The following is a 15422-nucleotide window of genomic DNA, read 5'->3' as shown; positions in this document are numbered from 1 at the left end:
GGCAACTGATACCGGATGTCACCCGTGGTGTTCCCGGTGATGGAGCGACGTGCGGGGCATGCTTGGGAGGGTGATCCGCCCTACGAGGAGGTAATCCATGCTGCGTGTCCGCCTGCTTCCACGCTTCGGCGCGGCCGCGATGGCCTTGGTGCTCGCCGTCGCCGGGTCCGCGCCGGTCATGGCGAAGACGCGGGTACGGGCCCTCGCCACCTACCAGGTCGTCACCGGTGAGCCCGTCACCGCGCCGCCGGGCGATGGCCGGCAGTCGTTCGTGCGGTGTCCGCCGGGAACCGTGGTGCTCGGCGGCGGCGAGTCGAACACCGTGCTGCTGCCGACCGGGGCCGAGCTCACCTCCTCGAACCCGGACATCTACAACAACGGCTGGATCACCAGCTTCCACAACTCGTCGCAGCTCATTCCCGTCACCCTTCGCACGCACGCGGTCTGCGGGAGCGGGATCACCGGGCACGAGTTCAAACTCCTGCAGGACCAGCTCGTCCCGCGCGGCCGTACTCGCAAGGACTTCTCGCTCGGCTGCCCGGCGGGTTCGCTGACGCTGGGAGGCGGCAGCGACGGGCCTCAAGGACTGAGGCTGCTGGAGTCCCACCCGGGCGGCAGCAACGACTGGCAGACCACGGTCTTCAACATCTCGCTGACCTCGGACCTGCGGACCACGCTCTTCACCGTCTGCGGCAGCGGCGTCAACAGGTCGCTGCAGCTCAGTGACACGGTCAGGGTCGCCAAGGGCGGCCGCGCCAGCACCTCCGTCACCTGCCCGGCGGGGTCGAAGGTGCTGAGCGGCGGGGGCGACTCCGCACCGCGCGGCAGCAACCTGATCACTGACACGTACCCCAGCTCAGACGGGACGACCTGGACCGTCTACGTCAAGAACATCGTCGACGAGGACTCCTTCATGCGCGTCAGGGCGTTCTGCGGCAGCTGACGACCGGTCAGTTGACCGGGATGACGAAGTTGTAGCCGGCCGCCTGATGCGGCGCGCCGTACTTGCACACGCCCTGCCACGCGTGGCCGCTGTAGAACAACGTCTGGCAGGTCGTGCAGTAGCGCCAGTTCGCCTGGTAGCCGGGGGGTTGCGGGAAGTCGTGCGGCAGGACGTAGTTGAACGGGAAGGGGCTGGAGATGCGGTGCGATCTGGCGAGCGTGCAATTGGCCCAGCTGAGGTAGCCGGCGAAGAAGATCCGCAGGCACAGGTGGCAGCAACGCCAGTCGGGCTGGTCGTTGGGGGTCCAGCCGCCGCCCCAGGGCAGCCGGTAGAAGGGCGAGTTGCCCGACTGGTGCGTGCCGAAGTCCTTCGGGCACTGCCCGCTGTCGGAGAAGCCCCAGTAGAACAGGCACAGGCACTTCTGGCAGGTACGCCATCCGGCGTGCATGTTGGGCTCGGCCAGCGCCGGGCCGGCGCCCACCGCGGCGCCGGCGAAGGCGGCCGCGACTCCCAGCCCGGCGGCTTTGAGCAGGAAGGAGCGCCGGGTGGCATCCGGTCTGCTGTCTGCTTCGTCCATGTTCGGAGGTCCTCTCTCAAGGTGCTGCGTCGCATCGACGCTGGCATGGACCTCTTCCGGCGCGCCTGAGTAGGGGCTACTCAGCCCGTGGCCGAGCCGTACGCCTTGACCAGTTGCTTGAAGATCGTGTCGGCCGCGCGGGTGCCCAGGCGGTTGGTCACGACCATCAGCGTCACGCCGCGGGCCTGGTCCGTCCCGCCGAGCGTGTTGAAGCCGCCGTAGGCGCCGGAGTGACCCAGCCAGGTGCGGTCGCCGGCTTCGAAGATCTCCGTGGCCATTCCGTAGGGCTCCTTCGCCGCGACGGACTGCGGGGTGGGCTTGATCATCGCCTTGACGGTGGCCGGGTTCAGGAGCCGTTTCCTGGTGTACAGCGCGTCGATGAACTGGGCGCCGCCGAGCGCGGTCCCGGCGAACAGGCCGTCGCCCCAGGGCAGGCCGAACATGTCGGCGGGGATGCCGGTGTCGCCGAAGTGGGTGAACATGTCGACCTTTCCCAGGTCGGGGAGGTCTTCGTAACCGTGGGCGAAGCGGGCGTAGTCGGACTGCTTGCGCTCCATCGTCAGCACCCTGCCGTCCTCGGGCACGACGGAGCCGGCGCGGGCGGTGAAGGCGTTGACGGCGGCGGTGAGCTTCCGGTCCCCGCCCGCGCGCACGCTCAGCACGTGGGCCAGGATGAGGAACCCGGTGTTGGAGTAGCTGTACTTCTTGCCGGGATTCACCGGCGCGCGCAGGCCGCGGGCGATCATCTGCCAGGTGTACGGCACGCCCGGCCGATACCGGTCGCCGCCGGGCATCAGCGGGGCCAGCTCGGGCGATTCGTACACGTCGGGGTAGCCGCCGGTGTGGGTGAGCAGCATCCGGAGCGTGACCACGCCGGAGCCGGGCACGTCGTTGCCGACGTAGGCCCTGATCGGGGTGTCCATGGCGAGCTTGCCCGCCTCGACCTGGCTGAGCGCGTAGGCGGCCAGGAGCAGCTTGCTGTAGCTCGCGAAGCCGAACATCGTGTCGTCGGTGACGGGCGCGGGCGGGTCGTCGACGGCGTTGCCGTGCCTGCCCGACCAGACGAGGCGGCCGTGGCGCAGGATGACCGCCTGGACGCCCGGGTCGCCCGCCGTGGCGGCGCCCTTGGCCAGGGCGGCGTCCAGGGCCTCGGTCAGGCCGGTCTTCGGAGGGCTCGCCGTGGCGGGGGTGGCGGTGACGAGGAGGCCGGTGAGGCTGACGAGGGCCAGGAGCGCCCGGGTTCTGGTGGCCGGCATGGCTGCCCGTTCCTTTTCTGAGGGGACCTCGGACAAGAACACGCCACCAAGTGTGAGAGCGGCCACGCTCACCCGGCTTTGGGCCGATCGCCAAACCCTGCCCGCCCCGCCTTATCGGATCGGCTAAATCACTAACCCGGCCGGAGGCGGCCGGCCGGGGCATGCGAGGGCCGGTCAGCAGTGGCAGCCGTGGCACAACATGATGCTCAGTGTGCTGCTGTCGCCGCACATCATGAGGCTGACACTGCTGTTGCCAGCGACCGCGCGATCGAGGTCGGCGTCGGGGTTCTTGAGCCTCTGCAGGTCGAGTACGTGCGTCATGCCGATCGTGTCCTTTCTGGGGCAGTGAGGAAGGGCAGAACGGGCGTGCCTTCGAACGCGGCGCACAGCGCCGTCAGGACACCGGCGGAACCGGTGGCCAGATCCATGGACAGCCGCATCAGCTGTTCACCGGGGAAGGCGGCGTGGCCGCGGTAGGGCAGCAGGTGCCACGACAGCCTGCGCAGGTGCCGGTCCAGAAGCTCCGGCTCATCCGGCCCGGAGAGGAAGGCGATGAAGCCGGCCCTGCCGTTCATGAGACCGGAGCCGATGACGAACTCGCAGCGGGCCGCCCGGCCGATCCCGGCGAGCGCGGTGGCGAACACCTCGTCCTCGCGGTGCCGCAGGTACTCCCGCAGGACCATGCCGATGCCGACGCTCCCCGTGGCGACGTACGGCATCATCCGCCAGCCTTCGTCCACCTGCACGCTGCCGTCGGCCAGCGTCGCGCACACGGCGACGTCGGCGCGCAGGGCGGTCGCGGCGTGGTCCAGGAACGACTCGTCGCCGGTCGCCTCGAACAGGCGGATGTGCAGCAGCGCCTGGCCGGACGGGCCGTGCAGCAGGCCGGGCCGGTAGCGGGTCGTCTCCCACCGGGCGATCAGTTCCCTGCCCGCGGCCACGGCCCGCTCGCGCAGGGAGTCCTCGCTGGTGAGGTCGGCGAAGCGCAGCAGGTTGAGCCCGGCTCCGGCCAGCCCGTCGTACAGGCTGGCCGACAGCCGCTCCGGCCGCGTGTTCACGACCATCTCCAGTACGGCCAGCGCGTCCTGCCGCCGGCCCAGCTCTTCCAGGGTGTAGGCGATGCCGTGCAGGCCGTCGTAGAAGCCGAGCCGGCTGTTGTGGCGGCGCTGCCGTACCCCGTCGAGCAGCCATTGCTCGTGGGCGGGGGAGCGCTCGCGGCCGGCCAGCGCCAGGGCGTGGAGCACGCCCGCGGCGCCGTTGGCCAGGCCGAGGCCGTTGGCGGAGAACTGTTCGATGTCGCCGGGGAAGAGCCGGTCGGTGCGCTCGGGCGTGGCGGCCGCGGCGATGCCCTCGCACAGGGAGTCGCGCAGGCCCGGCCAGTCGAGCCGGCCGGCGTCCATCTCCGCGGCCAGCCGGGCGACGTCGTGGCCGGGGTCGTGGGTGTGCGCGGGGCGGCGGTCGCGTAACTCCCGGACCGGCTGGTCGAACAGGGCGCGGTCGACGCCGAACCGGTCAGCGGCGGCGTCGGCGAGCACGGTGGCCTTGCCCGGGTCGAGCGGCAGCAGCGCCGTCAGCGGCAGGAACATGCTGAGGTACAGGCAGGCCATGGCATAGAGGTCGGCCGCGGCGCCGGTCCGGCCGTCCGGCGCCGCGTAACCGGGCGCGCCCAGCATCACCGTCGTCTCGTCCCGGGTGAAGGAGGCGACCTCCAGATCGACGAACCTGATCTGTCCGTCGGGTCGCACCATGACGTTGCGCGGGTGGAAGTCGCCGATGGCCACGCCGTGGCCGTGCAGCGTGCGGATGGCCGCCGCGATCCGCTCCAGCACGTCCAGCGCCCAGCGGGTGTAGGCGGCCACCTCGTCCCCGGCCGGGTCGGCGTGGATCAGCGGATAGCGGCCGGTCATCAGGCTGAGCAGGGAGTCGCCCTCGACGTACTCCTCGACCAGGAACTCGTGCTCCCAGCAGGTGAGGTAGTCATACGGCTCCGGCACCGTGCCGCTGCCCTTGAGCTCGGTCAGGAAGTCCCGTTCATGCCGCAGACGTTGTACGGCGTCGCGCCCGCCGATGTCCAGCCCGGCGAACGGCCGCGCCTCCTTCAGCACCACGCGGCGCCCGGTGCGCTGATCGTCGGCCAGGTAGACGCCGCCGCCGTTGGAGAAGTGCAGCGGCCGCTCGATCAGGAACGGGAACTCATGAGGAGTCTCCGGGTTTGTCCGCGCCCGCACGCTGGCTTCGAGGAAGGCCGGAATCTTCACCCACTCGGGCACGACGAACTCCGGCTCCCGCTGATCCGGCACGAGACGTCCGTCCGGCGTGGAGATCGCCGCCACCTGCTCGCCGCGCGCGTCGAGGCAGTGCCGTTCGACGAAGGCGCCGAAGCGCACGTACAGCGGCCCGTCCCGCCAGCGCACGTCGCTCAGGATGTACGGCCCCGGCGTCCCGGCCAGCTCGTCGCCCAGTTCGATGAGCACCCGTTCCAGTTCGGTGGCGTCCGGGTAGAGCGTGAGGAGTTTGCCGCTGCCGCCGCGGTCGGCGTACTTGCCGTTGCGCACGTGGAAGCCGGAGTGGTCGGTCAGGTACTTGAACGAGATCATGCGTGGGACGCAGTAGTCCCAGACCTGGCCGACGACCTTGTCGGCCGAGTCCGCGGTCGCCGACACGTGGATCTTCCAGCCCTGCATGGGTACCCGCGTACCCGGAGGAATCAGGCCGGTCCACACATCGCGCCCCTCGCGCTGCCATCCGGCGGGGACCGGGCGGCCGTCGGCGAAACGCCTGTGCGCCAGCGAGGACCGTGAGGGCAGGTCGTAAAAGAGCGGGTCGGTGAAGGAGAACTGTTCGTAGCGCACGATCGCCTCCCGGGGAGCCCGGCCTCCATCAGACTCTGGCCGCCACCTCTTGTAAACCCGGCAATTCACCGGCCTTGGCGGGTGGTCGTGATGGGCACGGCGCTGGCGCGCAGCCCAGCCGGTTTGCGGTCCCCTTTCTTGACATTTCGGACAACGGGTGAATAGTGTCCCGTCAATCGGCAGGCACAGACGAAGACATCCCTGTCAGTGGTCTTCGTCTGTGCTTTTGTCATTTCCGGACCGCTGGCAAGGGACTACACCCCCCTGAAAGGCGGCTGGGCATGAGCGACGCCCCCGTGAACACCGCGATGACCCGCATCCGCGACGCAGCGGACGTGGCCGACGTCATCGACACCCTGAAAAGCCTGCCCCGCAGGGCGAACTGGATCTGGTTCCTCGCCCTGGCGGGCCTGTTCCTGGACGCCTACTCCAACGCCGCCCTCGGCGCCGGCCTGTCTCCCATGGTCAAGCAGCTCGGCCTCTCGCCGGGGCAGGTGGGCCTGCTCACCGCCATGGCGCCGGCCGTCGCCATCGTCTCCAACCCGTTCGGCGGCTGGCTGGCCGCGCGCATCGGCCGGGTCAAGCCGCTGCTCATGACCAAGGTGGTGTTCGGGCTCGGCGCGCTGCTGACCGCGACCGGCTCCGACTTCGAGACCGTCTTCGCCGGCCGCGCGCTGGTCGGCATCGCCTACGGCATCGACTTCGCGGTGGCCATGGCCCTGCTGGCCGAGTACACGCCCGCCGCGCTCAAGGGCAGGCTCAACTTCTGGCAAGGCGTCTGGTACACGGCCACCACCACGAACCTGCTGCTCACGCTGGTGTTCTACCGTTTCGACGTGGGCGCGGACATCTGGCGCTGGTCGGTGGGCTCCTCGGCCGCCTTCGCCGTGGCGCTGCTGATCCTGCAGCTGACGTTCCTGGTGGAGAGCCCGACGTGGCTGGCCGCCAAGGGCCGGTTGCGCGAGTCCGCCGCGGCCTTGCGTCACATGTACGGCTTCGCCGTACAGGAAGACTCCCCGCAGGCCGGGACCACGGCCCCGCAGGCGCGGCAGGTGGGGATGCGGGACGCCGGGGTGCTGTTCCGCAAGCCGTATCTGCCGCGCACGGTGCTGTCCACGGTCATCTCCCTCACCCAGGCCATGCAGTACTTCGCGGTCGGCTGGTACTTGCCGGTAATCAGCCTGGAGCTGTTCGGCAGGGAGTTCGAGAAGGCCACGATCGGGTCGATGGCGTTCAACGCGGTCGGCATCGTCGGCGGCTGCCTGTCGGCCTACGCGGGCCGCCGCCTCGGGCTGCGGGTCAGCTCGATGACCGGTTACGCGGTGGTGTTCGCCGTCCTGCTGGTGATGGGCGCGACGTTCAAGGAACTGCCGATCGCGCTGGCCGCGCTGCTTCCCGCGCTGTTCATCTTCTTCCACTCCGCCGGGCCGGGCCCGAACGGCAAGTCGATCGCCGCGCTGTCCTATCGCAGCGACCTGCGCACGCTGGGCACCGGGGTGACCGGGATGCTGGGCAGCTTCGGCTCGGTCGCGGGCCTCTACCTGTTCCCGCAGTTGCAGGCGGGCATCGGGGTGGGCGCCAGCCTCATGGTGCTGTCGGTGGTGCCGCTCGCCGGCCTGATCACCTGCCTGCTGATCAAGTGGGATCCCACCCGCGTGCGGGTCAACCTGGAAGAGGAGGAGATCGCGTTGCCGACCGGAGGCGGGCGCCGATGACCGGCCCGACCAGGCGCGGCGTCCTCAGCGTCGACGAGGGCACCACGGGCACCCGCGCCGCCGTCGTCCTGGACGACGGCAGCGCGGCCCCGCCCGCGTACCGGCCCATCTCCGTGCGTTCGCCCGACCACCTGCGGGTCGAGCAGGACGCCATGGAGATCTGGGCGAAGACCGCCGAGGTCTGCCTGGAGGCCCTGGAGTGGGCGCGGGCGCACGCGGTGGAGGTCACCGGCGTGTCGATCGCCACCCAGCGCGCCACCGTGCTGCTGTGGGACACCGTCACCGGCGATCCGCTCACCCGCGCCGTGGTCTGGCAGGACCGCCGCTACGCCGCCCGGCTGCGCGCGTGGGAAACCGGCTGGGACGCCCGGCTGATCGAGCACACCGGCAGGCCGGTCGGCTCGCGGGCCCCGCTGCTGTGGGCCGCCGAGGTCATCCGCGACGACCTTGCCGTCCGCCGGGCGTACGAGGCGGGCCGGGTGGCGTTCGGCTCGATCGACACCTGGCTGGTGTGGCGGCTCACCGGCGGCGCCCGGCACGTCATGTCCGCCACCAACGCGGTCGCCGCCGGCGCCTACGACCTGCGGACCGGCGGCTGGTACGAGCCCTGGGTGGACTTCCTGGGCTGCCCGCGCGAGGTCCTGCCGCAGATCCTCGACGAGGACGGCGACTACGGTCACACCGAACCGTCGGTGCTCGGCGTACGGCTGCCGGTGTTGTCGGTGATGGGCGACCAGCACGCGGCGATGATCGCGCTCGGCGCGCACCGGCCGGGCCAGGCGATGTGCGTGCACGGCACGGGAACGTTCCTGGACGCCGTCGCCGGTGACCGGCCGCCCGCGCACCACCGGGCCGTGCCGGGCGTGCTGACGCTGGTCGGCTGGCGCTCGCGCGGCTCCGCGGTGTTCAGCCTGGAGGGCTACGCCGCGACGACCGGTTCCGCGGTGCGCTGGCTGTGCGAGGAGATCGGGCTGTTCGACTCGCCCGCTCAACTGGCCGCGCTCGCCCGCGAGCATCCCGGGCCCAGCCGGGTACGCTTCCTGCCCGCGCTGGCCGGCATGCGTACCCCGGTCTGGTCGCCCGAGGCCACCGGCGCGCTCACCGGGCTCAGCCTGTCCACGACCAGGGCCGAACTGGCCCGCGGCGTCCTGGAGGGCATCGCGCACTCGGTGTGCGACCTGCTCGACGGGGTGGAGCGGGCGCTGGGCGCGCCGGTCACCGATCTGTTCTGCGGCGGCGGGCTGGCCAGCAGCGACGTGCTGATGGCCGCCCAGGCCGACCTCATCGGCCGGCCGGTGCGCCGCGCCCGCGCCAACGAGACGGCCAGCCTGCGCGGCGCCGCCTACCTCGGCGGCGTGCGCGCCCGGCTCTGGCCCGACCTGCCCGCCGCACTCGCCGGGCTCGGCGACGTCCCCGTCTTCGAGCCCACGCTGCCCGACGCCGCCCGCGAGGAGGCCCGCGCCGGGTGGCGCGACCTGCTCACCCGGCACATCTCGTACGCACAGGAGGAGTCCCCCTCGTGATCCGGCTTCCAGGACGCAAGCCCCGATCGGAGACCAGGAGCGCCATCCGGCGCACCCCGCTGCGGCTGGACCGCCAGGCCCAGATCGACCGGCTGGCCACCAGGCCGGTGGACGTGCTCGTCGTCGGCGGCGGCATCACCGGCTGCTACGCCGCGCTGGACGCCGCCACCCGCGGGCTGAGCGTGGCGCTGGTGGAACGCGACGACTTCGCCTCGGGCACCTCGTCCAAGTCCTCCAAGATGGTGCACGGCGGCCTGCGCTACATCGAGCAGGGCAACCTGCCGCTGGTCCGCCGCTCGCTGCTGGAGCGCCAGCGCTTCCGCCGCAACGCTCCGCACCTGGTCAGGCGGCTGCCGTTCGTGCTGCCGATCCTCACCCAGGACGGCGTGTTCGACGCGCGCGTCGCCAAGGCCTTCGAAGGCCTGCTGTGGACCTACGACCTGGCGGGCGGCTGGCGCATCGGCAAGCTGCACCAGCGGCTCAGCGTGGCCGAGGTGCTGGCCAGAGCCCCGCGGCTGCGCGCCGACCGGCTCAAGGGCGGGCTGCTCTACTACGACAGCCGCACCGACGACGCCCGCCTCACCCTGACCATCGCCAGGACCGCCGCCCACTACGGCGCCACCGTGCTGAACGGCGCCACCTGCCGCGAACTGGTCAAGGAGGGCGGCCGGGTGCGCGGCGCCCGCGTCGAGGTGGACGGCCGCACCGTCGAGGTGCGCGCCGGGGTGGTCGTCAACGCCACCGGCGTGTGGTCCGACACCCTGGACAGCCTGTCCGACCCGGCACACCGGGCCCGGGTGCGGCCGGCCAAGGGCGTGCACATCGTGGTGCCGTGGACCCGGCTGCCTATCGACGGCACGGTCACCGTACCGGTGCCCGGCCGGGCCCGCCGCGCCACCTGCACCCGCTGGGGCGACGTGGTCGTGGTCGGCACCACCGACACCGACTACGACGGCTCTCCCGACGAGGTGCTGTGCACGCGCGAGGAGATGCGCTACCTGCTCGACGGCGCCAACACCGCCTTCGACGCCGAGCTCACCCCGGACGACGTGGTCGGCTCCATCGCCGGGCTGCGCCCGCTGGTCGGCGCCAAGGAGGGCGCCACGCTCGACATGAGCCGCGACCACCAGATCACCACCGACTCCCACGGCCTGGTCACCGTCACCGGCGGCAAGCTGACCACCAGCAGGCACATGGGCGAACTCGTCATCGACCGGGCGCTGAAGGTGCTCGGCCGCCAGGCGCGCTGCCGCACCGCCAAGCTGCCGCTGCTCGGCGGCGCCGGCTACGACGCCGAGGCGACGACCGCCACCGGCGGCCTCGGCGCCCACCTGGGCGAACGGTACGGCACCGAGGCACGCTTCGTCGCCGACCTGATCGCCGAGGACCCGTCGCTGGCCGGGCCGCTCATCGAGGGCAGCGAGTACCTGCGGGCCGAGGTGGTCTACGCGGCCAGGTACGAGCTGGCCAGGAACGTCGACGACGTGCTGTCGCGGCGCACCCGGATGCGGATCTTCGCCCGCGACCTGTCGGTCAAGGCGGCGCCCGAGGTGGGCCGGCTGCTCCAGCGCGAACTGGGCCTGTCCGACGACGAGGTGGCCAGGCAGCTCGAGGACTACGTGCGCGGCGTGGACCGCGAGAAGAGCGTACTGATGGAGGGACTTTCATGATCAGCAGGCAGACCGTCACCCACCCGTTCAACCGGGGCGACTACGTGGTCGGCGCGCCCACCCCGCCGCGCTGGGCCGCCGACTGCCCGCCGGGGACGGGTCCGGCCAGCCTGCAGGGCCGGGTCGTGCCGGTGCCCGGGAGCGTGGTGGCCGAGCTGCGGGCGGTCGGCGCGGCCGTACACACGGACAGGGACGAGGTGATCCTGCGCACCCGCGACTGGTGGGCGGGCACCTCCATCGGCGAGACCGACGGCCGCCCGGCCACCCCCGAGGCGGTCGTGGTCGAGGTGGACGCGGAGGAGCAGGTCGCCGCCGTGGTCAGGATCTGTCACGAGCACCGCATCCCGCTGACCGTCTCGGCCGGGCGCAGCAACGTGCTCGGGGCCGCGCTGCCGGTGTTCGGCGGGGTGGTGCTGGACGTGTGCCGGCTCAACCGCATCCTGTCCTTCGACGCGGAATCCATGATCGTCGAGGTGCAGGCGGGCATGTTCGGCGACCTGTTCGAGAAGGAACTGCAGGAGGCGCACGGCGCCACCACCGGGCACTGGCCGTCGGCGTTCGCCATCTCCACCGTCGGCGGCTGGGCCGCCTGCCGCGGCGCGGGCCAGCTCTCCACCCGCTACGGCAAGATCGAGGACATGGTGGTGGGCCTGGACGTGGTGCTGCCCGACGGCACCACAGCCAGCTACGGCACCTACCCGCGCGCCGCGGTCGGGCCCGACCTGCGGCAGCTGTTCATCGGCTCGGAAGGCACGCTGGGCGTCATCACCCGGCTGCGGCTGCGCACCCACCGGCTGCCGGACTACGCCGCGGGCATCGCGTACGGATTCGACACCTTCGCCGCCGGGCTCGACGCGTGCCGGCAAATCCTGCAGCGCGGCGCCACCCCGGCCGCGCTGCGCCTGTACGACGCGCACGAGAGCGGCACCCACTTCGGCCACCCGGAGACCAACCTGCTGCTCATCGCGGACGAGGGCGACCCGGCGCTGGTCGACGCCGTCATGGCCGTGGCGGAAGAGGTCTGCGCCGAACGCGCGCCAGTCACCCTGGACGGCGACGCGATCCTCGCCCGCTGGCTGGACGAGCGCATGATCGTCGGCAAGGCCGCCGACGGCTTCGTGAGGGGACCCGGGTTCGTCTCCGACACCTGCGAGATCGCCGGGCCGTGGTCAACGCTGCCCACCCTGTACGACGAGGTCGTGGCCGCCATCGAAGCCGTGCCCGGCACGCTGCGCGCCTCCGCGCACCAGTCGCACGCCTACACCGACGGCGCCTGCCTGTACTTCTCGCTGCGCGGCGACGTCGAGCGGGACCGGCGGCGCGACTGGTACCGGGCCGCCTGGGACGCCGCCGCCGAGGTGCTCATCAAGCACGGGGCAGCGATCAGTCACCACCACGGCGTCGGGCTGCTGCGCTCGCCGTACCTGCGGGACGCGCTGGGCGAGGGCCACAACACGCTGGTCGCGGTCAAGAAGGCGCTCGACCCGCGCGGCATCATGAACCCCGGCAAGCTGGGCCTGCCCTCACCCTTCGAAAACACGGCGCACTAAGGTGGATGCGGTGAACTCTCGCCACAAGCGCCCCATGGACCGGCGCCTGCTCGCCGCCCTGGCCGAGCATCCCGTCATGGCGTCGCTGGTGGGCGTGGAGATGGCCGAGCGGTTCACCTCCTCCACCGCCACGCCGCTCGGCATCCTGGCCTCGATCCCGCTCGGCGACCTGGCGGCTACGGTCGGGCTGACCGTCGAGGCCGGGAAGATCGGGTTCGTCAACATCGACTCGACGCCGGGGCTCGGGCACGATCCGGGGGCGCTGGCGTACCTGCAGGGGATCGGGGCGGTCGGCATCTGCTCCACCCGGCAGGCGATGATCGAGCGGGCCACCGGGCTGGGACTGCTGACCATGCAGAAGGTGTTCGTGACCGACCGGTCGAACCTGCGGCGCAGCCTGCAGTCCATCACCCGCTCGCAGCCCGACCTGGTGCAGGTCATGCCGGCCATGGTGCTGCGGCACGTCGAGCGGCAGATCAGGGAGGTCGGGGTGCCGTGCCTGGCCGCGGGGTTCGTGCAGAGCGCGGACGACGTGGTGGCGGCGCTGAAGCACGGGGCGGTCGGGGTGTGCACCTCCGACGAGGAGCTGTGGGACCTGCGCCGCTCCTCGCTGCGCGCCTCCTGAGATCCGCCTCCGTGCTTCGTGCTGCACGGTTCGTGGAAGGACCCCTGCGATCTTTTGTGGAAGGACCCTGCGATGACCTCTGCCCCCGTGCGGGAGACCGCGCCCGCGCGGCGGGTCCGGTGGCCTTCCGGGTGGTCGCCGGCGCCCGCTGTGTTCGTCGTGCTGTGGAGCAGCGCGTTCATCGCCGGCATCCCGGGGGTGAAGGCGGCGCCGCCCCTGCTGCTGATGTTCGCCAGGTTCGCCGTCGCCGGGCTGCTGCTGGGCGGGTACGCGCTGGTCAGGCGGGCGCCCTGGCCGCGCGGACGGGCCCTGGCACACGTGGCCGTGGCCGGGTTGCTGATCCAGGCCGTGCAGTTCGGCGCCTTCTTCAGCGCGCTCGGCACCGGGCTGCCGGCCGCCGTCGTCTCCCTGGTGCAGGGGCTGAACCCGGTCGTCATCGTGCTGGCAGCCCGCTTCCTGGGCGAGCGGATCGGCGCCGGGCAGTGGCTCGGGTTCGGGCTCGGCCTGGCCGGAGTGGTGCTGGCGGTCGCCGACCGGGTCAGCCTGTCCGCATCCGGGGTGGCGCTGTGCCTGCTCGGCCTGGCCGGGCTCAGCGCGGGCACCCTCTACCAGCAGCGGTACGTGCCCCGCATGGACGCCCTGAGCGGCACCGCCGTCCAGCTGCTCGTCAGCGCGCCCGTCGCCGGGCTGGCCTGGCTGGCCATCGGGCCGATACGGGTCTCGGACTGGACGGCCTTCGGGCTGTCGGTGGGCTGGATGGCGCTGGTCAACTCCATCGCCGCGTTCATCCTCCTCAACCGGATGCTGCTGCGCGCGCCGGCCAGCCGGGTGAGCACGTTGTTCTTCCTGACCCCCGCGGTGACCGCGGTGCTGGCCTGGTCACTCGCCGGGCAGCCGCTGTCCCCGCTCGCGGTCGCCGGGCTCGTCCTGGGCGGCTGCGGGGTGCTGATGGCCAACCTCGCGACAAGAAGGGCGATCTGATGCGGATTCGCGGAGCTGTCCTGGAGGAGATCGGCCGGGCGCGGCCGTACGCGGAGTCGCGGCCGCTGTCGGTCTGTGATCTTGAGCTTGATCCGCCGGGGCCGGGCGAACTGCTCGTGCGGATCGAGGCGGCCGGCGTGTGCCACTCGGACCTGTCGGTGGTCGACGGCAACAGGGTACGGCCGCTGCCCATGCTCCTCGGCCACGAGGCGGCGGGCGTGGTGGAGGAGACGGGCTCCGGCGTCGGCGACCTGGCTCCCGGGCAGCGCGTCGTCATGACGTTCCTGCCCAGGTGCGGTGATTGTGACGGCTGCGCCACCGGCGGCATCACGCCCTGCGTCGCGGGCAGCGCCGCCAACAACGACGGCACCCTGCTGAGCGGCGCGGTCCGCCAGCACCGCGACGGCGCGCGCGTGCTGCACCACCTCGGGGTGTCCGCGTTCGCCACGCACGCGGTGGTCGACCATCGCTCGGTCGTCCCGGTCGCGGACGACGTACCGCCCGAGGTGGCCGCCCTGCTCGGCTGCGCCGTCCTGACCGGCGGCGGCGCGGTGCTCAACGTCGGCAGGCCACGCGCCGGGCAGAGCGTCATGGTCGTCGGGCTGGGCGGTGTCGGCATGGCGGCGCTGCTCACCGCGCTGGCCCTCGACGACGTCAGGGTCGTCGGCGTGGACGCCAACCCGGCCAAGCTCGCCGCCGCCCGCGCGTTGGGCGCGCACGAGGTGTACGGCCCGGCCGACCTGCCGGCCAGAGCCGACGTCGTGGTGGAGGCGGCGGGCAGCGCCAGGGCGTTCGAGACCGCGGTGACCGCGACCGCCCCCGGCGGCCGCACCGTCAGCGTGGGCCTGCCCGCGCCCCAGGCCCGCGCCGCCATCTCCCCGCTCGCCCTGGTGGCCGAGGGACGCAGCATCGTCGGCAGCTACCTGGGCTCGGCGCTGCCCGCCCGCGACGTCCCGGTGTTCGCCCGGATGTGGCGCGAGGGCAGGCTGCCGGTGGAGAAGCTGGTGTCGGCCAGAATCGGCCTGGAGTCCGTCAACGAGGCGATGGACCACCTGGCGGACGGCACCACCCTGCGGCAGCTCATCATCTTCGACCATTAGCCGACGGTGTTTCACGCCTGCGTGAAAGTCCTCGAACGGCCCGGCGCGCGGTTCCTACGCTGATCAGGCGCCGGGCTCGTCCTTAGGAGGGGGCCCGGCCGTGTGTTCGGACCTGCTTTCACGAAGGGACACCTTTCATGCGCACCGCCTGCCGTCTCGTCGTCACCGCCGGGGCGATCCTCTTCTGCCTGCTCGCCGGAGGGGGCGTGGCCAACGCCCTGCCGTGGGAGGCCTCCAGCGTCCCCGCGCCCTGCATGCCTCCGGTCTGCGGCCAACCGGCGGCAGACCCGGAACCCTGCCCGCCGCCCTTCTGCAGTGAGTCGGCCGCAGACCGGGAATCATGCCCGCCGCCCTTCTGCGGCCAGCCGGTGACGACGGCCGACAAGTGCGCGCCGCCGTTCTGTCCCAAGGCGGATCCGGCGCCTGCCGTGTGCACGCCGCCGTGGTGTCCCGTCGCGCCGCAGGCGCCTGGAGCGATCCGGGGGGCGGCCAAGCAGCTCGCCTGCTATCCGCCGCGCTGCGCCGACGGGTGACCGAAGGCGGGTGGCAGACGATTCGCAGGCTTCTGCCAGCTCATCACCCAGCCGGTTTCCAGCCGCGGGAGGGACGCTGGCGGGGTGGATGCGCGAT

General features: G+C 72.0%; 13 protein-coding genes. 9 read left to right on the top strand and 4 right to left on the bottom strand.

Annotated elements, in window-relative coordinates; genetic code table 11:
- The first annotated feature begins 97 nt into the window (after positions 1-97).
- Positions 98-943 (top strand): hypothetical protein, encoded by an 846-nt coding sequence (locus tag HNR40_RS24350; RefSeq protein ID WP_184965050.1) that lies wholly within the window; start codon positions 98-100, stop codon positions 941-943.
- Positions 944-950: 7 nt separating this feature from the next.
- On the opposite strand, the gene HNR40_RS24345 is transcribed toward HNR40_RS24350, so the two are convergent.
- The 4 genes from HNR40_RS24345 to lanKC all read right to left on the bottom strand — a co-directional run bounded on the left by HNR40_RS24345 (position 951) and on the right by lanKC (position 5628).
- The gene (locus HNR40_RS24345; protein WP_184965048.1) at positions 951-1520 is read right to left on the bottom strand and encodes a hypothetical protein; all 570 of its coding nucleotides are present in this window, start codon (positions 1518-1520) and stop codon (positions 951-953) included.
- 80 nt (positions 1521-1600) lie between these two features.
- On the bottom strand, positions 1601-2776 hold the full coding sequence (locus HNR40_RS24340; RefSeq protein ID WP_184965046.1) for a serine hydrolase domain-containing protein: 1176 nt from the start codon (positions 2774-2776) through the stop codon (positions 1601-1603).
- A 174-nt stretch (positions 2777-2950) separates the two neighbouring features.
- On the bottom strand, positions 2951-3097 hold the full coding sequence (locus HNR40_RS24335) for a class III lanthipeptide (RefSeq protein ID WP_184965044.1): 147 nt from the start codon (positions 3095-3097) through the stop codon (positions 2951-2953).
- On the bottom strand, positions 3094-5628 hold the full coding sequence (lanKC, locus tag HNR40_RS24330) for a class III lanthionine synthetase LanKC (protein ID WP_184965042.1): 2535 nt from the start codon (positions 5626-5628) through the stop codon (positions 3094-3096). Before lanKC ends, HNR40_RS24335 begins: the two co-directional genes overlap by 4 nt.
- Positions 5629-5909: 281 nt before the next feature.
- Between lanKC and HNR40_RS24325 the strand changes: the two genes are divergently transcribed.
- The 8 genes from HNR40_RS24325 to HNR40_RS24290 all read left to right on the top strand — a co-directional run bounded on the left by HNR40_RS24325 (position 5910) and on the right by HNR40_RS24290 (position 15325).
- The gene (locus HNR40_RS24325; protein ID WP_221340749.1) at positions 5910-7343 is read left to right on the top strand and encodes an MFS transporter; all 1434 of its coding nucleotides are present in this window, start codon (positions 5910-5912) and stop codon (positions 7341-7343) included.
- Positions 7340-8866: an FGGY family carbohydrate kinase gene (locus tag HNR40_RS24320; RefSeq protein WP_184965040.1), complete on the top strand. Its 1527-nt coding sequence runs from the start codon at positions 7340-7342 to the stop codon at positions 8864-8866. The genes HNR40_RS24325 and HNR40_RS24320 overlap by 4 nt, the downstream gene beginning before the upstream one ends.
- The gene (locus tag HNR40_RS24315; protein WP_184965038.1) at positions 8863-10536 is read left to right on the top strand and encodes a glycerol-3-phosphate dehydrogenase/oxidase; all 1674 of its coding nucleotides are present in this window, start codon (positions 8863-8865) and stop codon (positions 10534-10536) included. Before HNR40_RS24320 ends, HNR40_RS24315 begins: the two co-directional genes overlap by 4 nt.
- On the top strand, positions 10533-12086 hold the full coding sequence (locus tag HNR40_RS24310; protein ID WP_184965036.1) for an FAD-binding oxidoreductase: 1554 nt from the start codon (positions 10533-10535) through the stop codon (positions 12084-12086). Before HNR40_RS24315 ends, HNR40_RS24310 begins: the two co-directional genes overlap by 4 nt.
- 10 nt (positions 12087-12096) lie before the next feature.
- Positions 12097-12711 (top strand): glycerol-3-phosphate responsive antiterminator, encoded by a 615-nt coding sequence (locus tag HNR40_RS24305; RefSeq protein ID WP_221340748.1) that lies wholly within the window; start codon positions 12097-12099, stop codon positions 12709-12711.
- A 72-nt stretch (positions 12712-12783) separates the two neighbouring features.
- Positions 12784-13692 carry a DMT family transporter gene (locus HNR40_RS24300; RefSeq protein WP_184965034.1) on the top strand — a complete coding sequence of 303 codons (909 nt, stop codon included), beginning with the start codon at positions 12784-12786 and terminating at the stop codon, positions 13690-13692.
- A complete protein-coding gene (locus tag HNR40_RS24295; RefSeq protein WP_184965032.1) occupies positions 13692-14792 on the top strand; it encodes an alcohol dehydrogenase catalytic domain-containing protein in 1101 nt (366 codons plus the stop codon). The genes HNR40_RS24300 and HNR40_RS24295 overlap by 1 nt, the downstream gene beginning before the upstream one ends.
- A gap of 137 nt (positions 14793-14929) precedes the next feature.
- Positions 14930-15325 (top strand): hypothetical protein, encoded by a 396-nt coding sequence (locus HNR40_RS24290; RefSeq protein WP_184965031.1) that lies wholly within the window; start codon positions 14930-14932, stop codon positions 15323-15325.
- Positions 15326-15422 lie beyond the last annotated feature (97 nt).

Origin of the sequence: Nonomuraea endophytica (assembly GCF_014203235.1) — a bacterium.
GTDB lineage: Bacteria > Actinomycetota > Actinomycetes > Streptosporangiales > Streptosporangiaceae > Nonomuraea > Nonomuraea endophytica.
Note: the sequence above shows the minus strand (reverse complement) of the source record. Positions and strands in the feature narration are given on the sequence as shown.

Coding starts and splice junctions, on each gene's coding strand:
- HNR40_RS24350 (WP_184965050.1), top strand. CDS start 98: ATGCTGCGTGTCCGCCTGCTTCCACGCTTCGGCGCGGCCGCGATGGCC.
- HNR40_RS24345 (WP_184965048.1), bottom strand. CDS start 1,520: ATGGACGAAGCAGACAGCAGACCGGATGCCACCCGGCGCTCCTTCCTG.
- HNR40_RS24340 (WP_184965046.1), bottom strand. CDS start 2,776: ATGCCGGCCACCAGAACCCGGGCGCTCCTGGCCCTCGTCAGCCTCACC.
- HNR40_RS24335 (WP_184965044.1), bottom strand. CDS start 3,097: ATGACGCACGTACTCGACCTGCAGAGGCTCAAGAACCCCGACGCCGAC.
- HNR40_RS24325 (WP_221340749.1), top strand. CDS start 5,910: ATGAGCGACGCCCCCGTGAACACCGCGATGACCCGCATCCGCGACGCA.
- HNR40_RS24320 (WP_184965040.1), top strand. CDS start 7,340: ATGACCGGCCCGACCAGGCGCGGCGTCCTCAGCGTCGACGAGGGCACC.
- HNR40_RS24310 (WP_184965036.1), top strand. CDS start 10,533: ATGATCAGCAGGCAGACCGTCACCCACCCGTTCAACCGGGGCGACTAC.
- HNR40_RS24300 (WP_184965034.1), top strand. CDS start 12,784: ATGACCTCTGCCCCCGTGCGGGAGACCGCGCCCGCGCGGCGGGTCCGG.
- HNR40_RS24295 (WP_184965032.1), top strand. CDS start 13,692: ATGCGGATTCGCGGAGCTGTCCTGGAGGAGATCGGCCGGGCGCGGCCG.
- HNR40_RS24290 (WP_184965031.1), top strand. CDS start 14,930: ATGCGCACCGCCTGCCGTCTCGTCGTCACCGCCGGGGCGATCCTCTTC.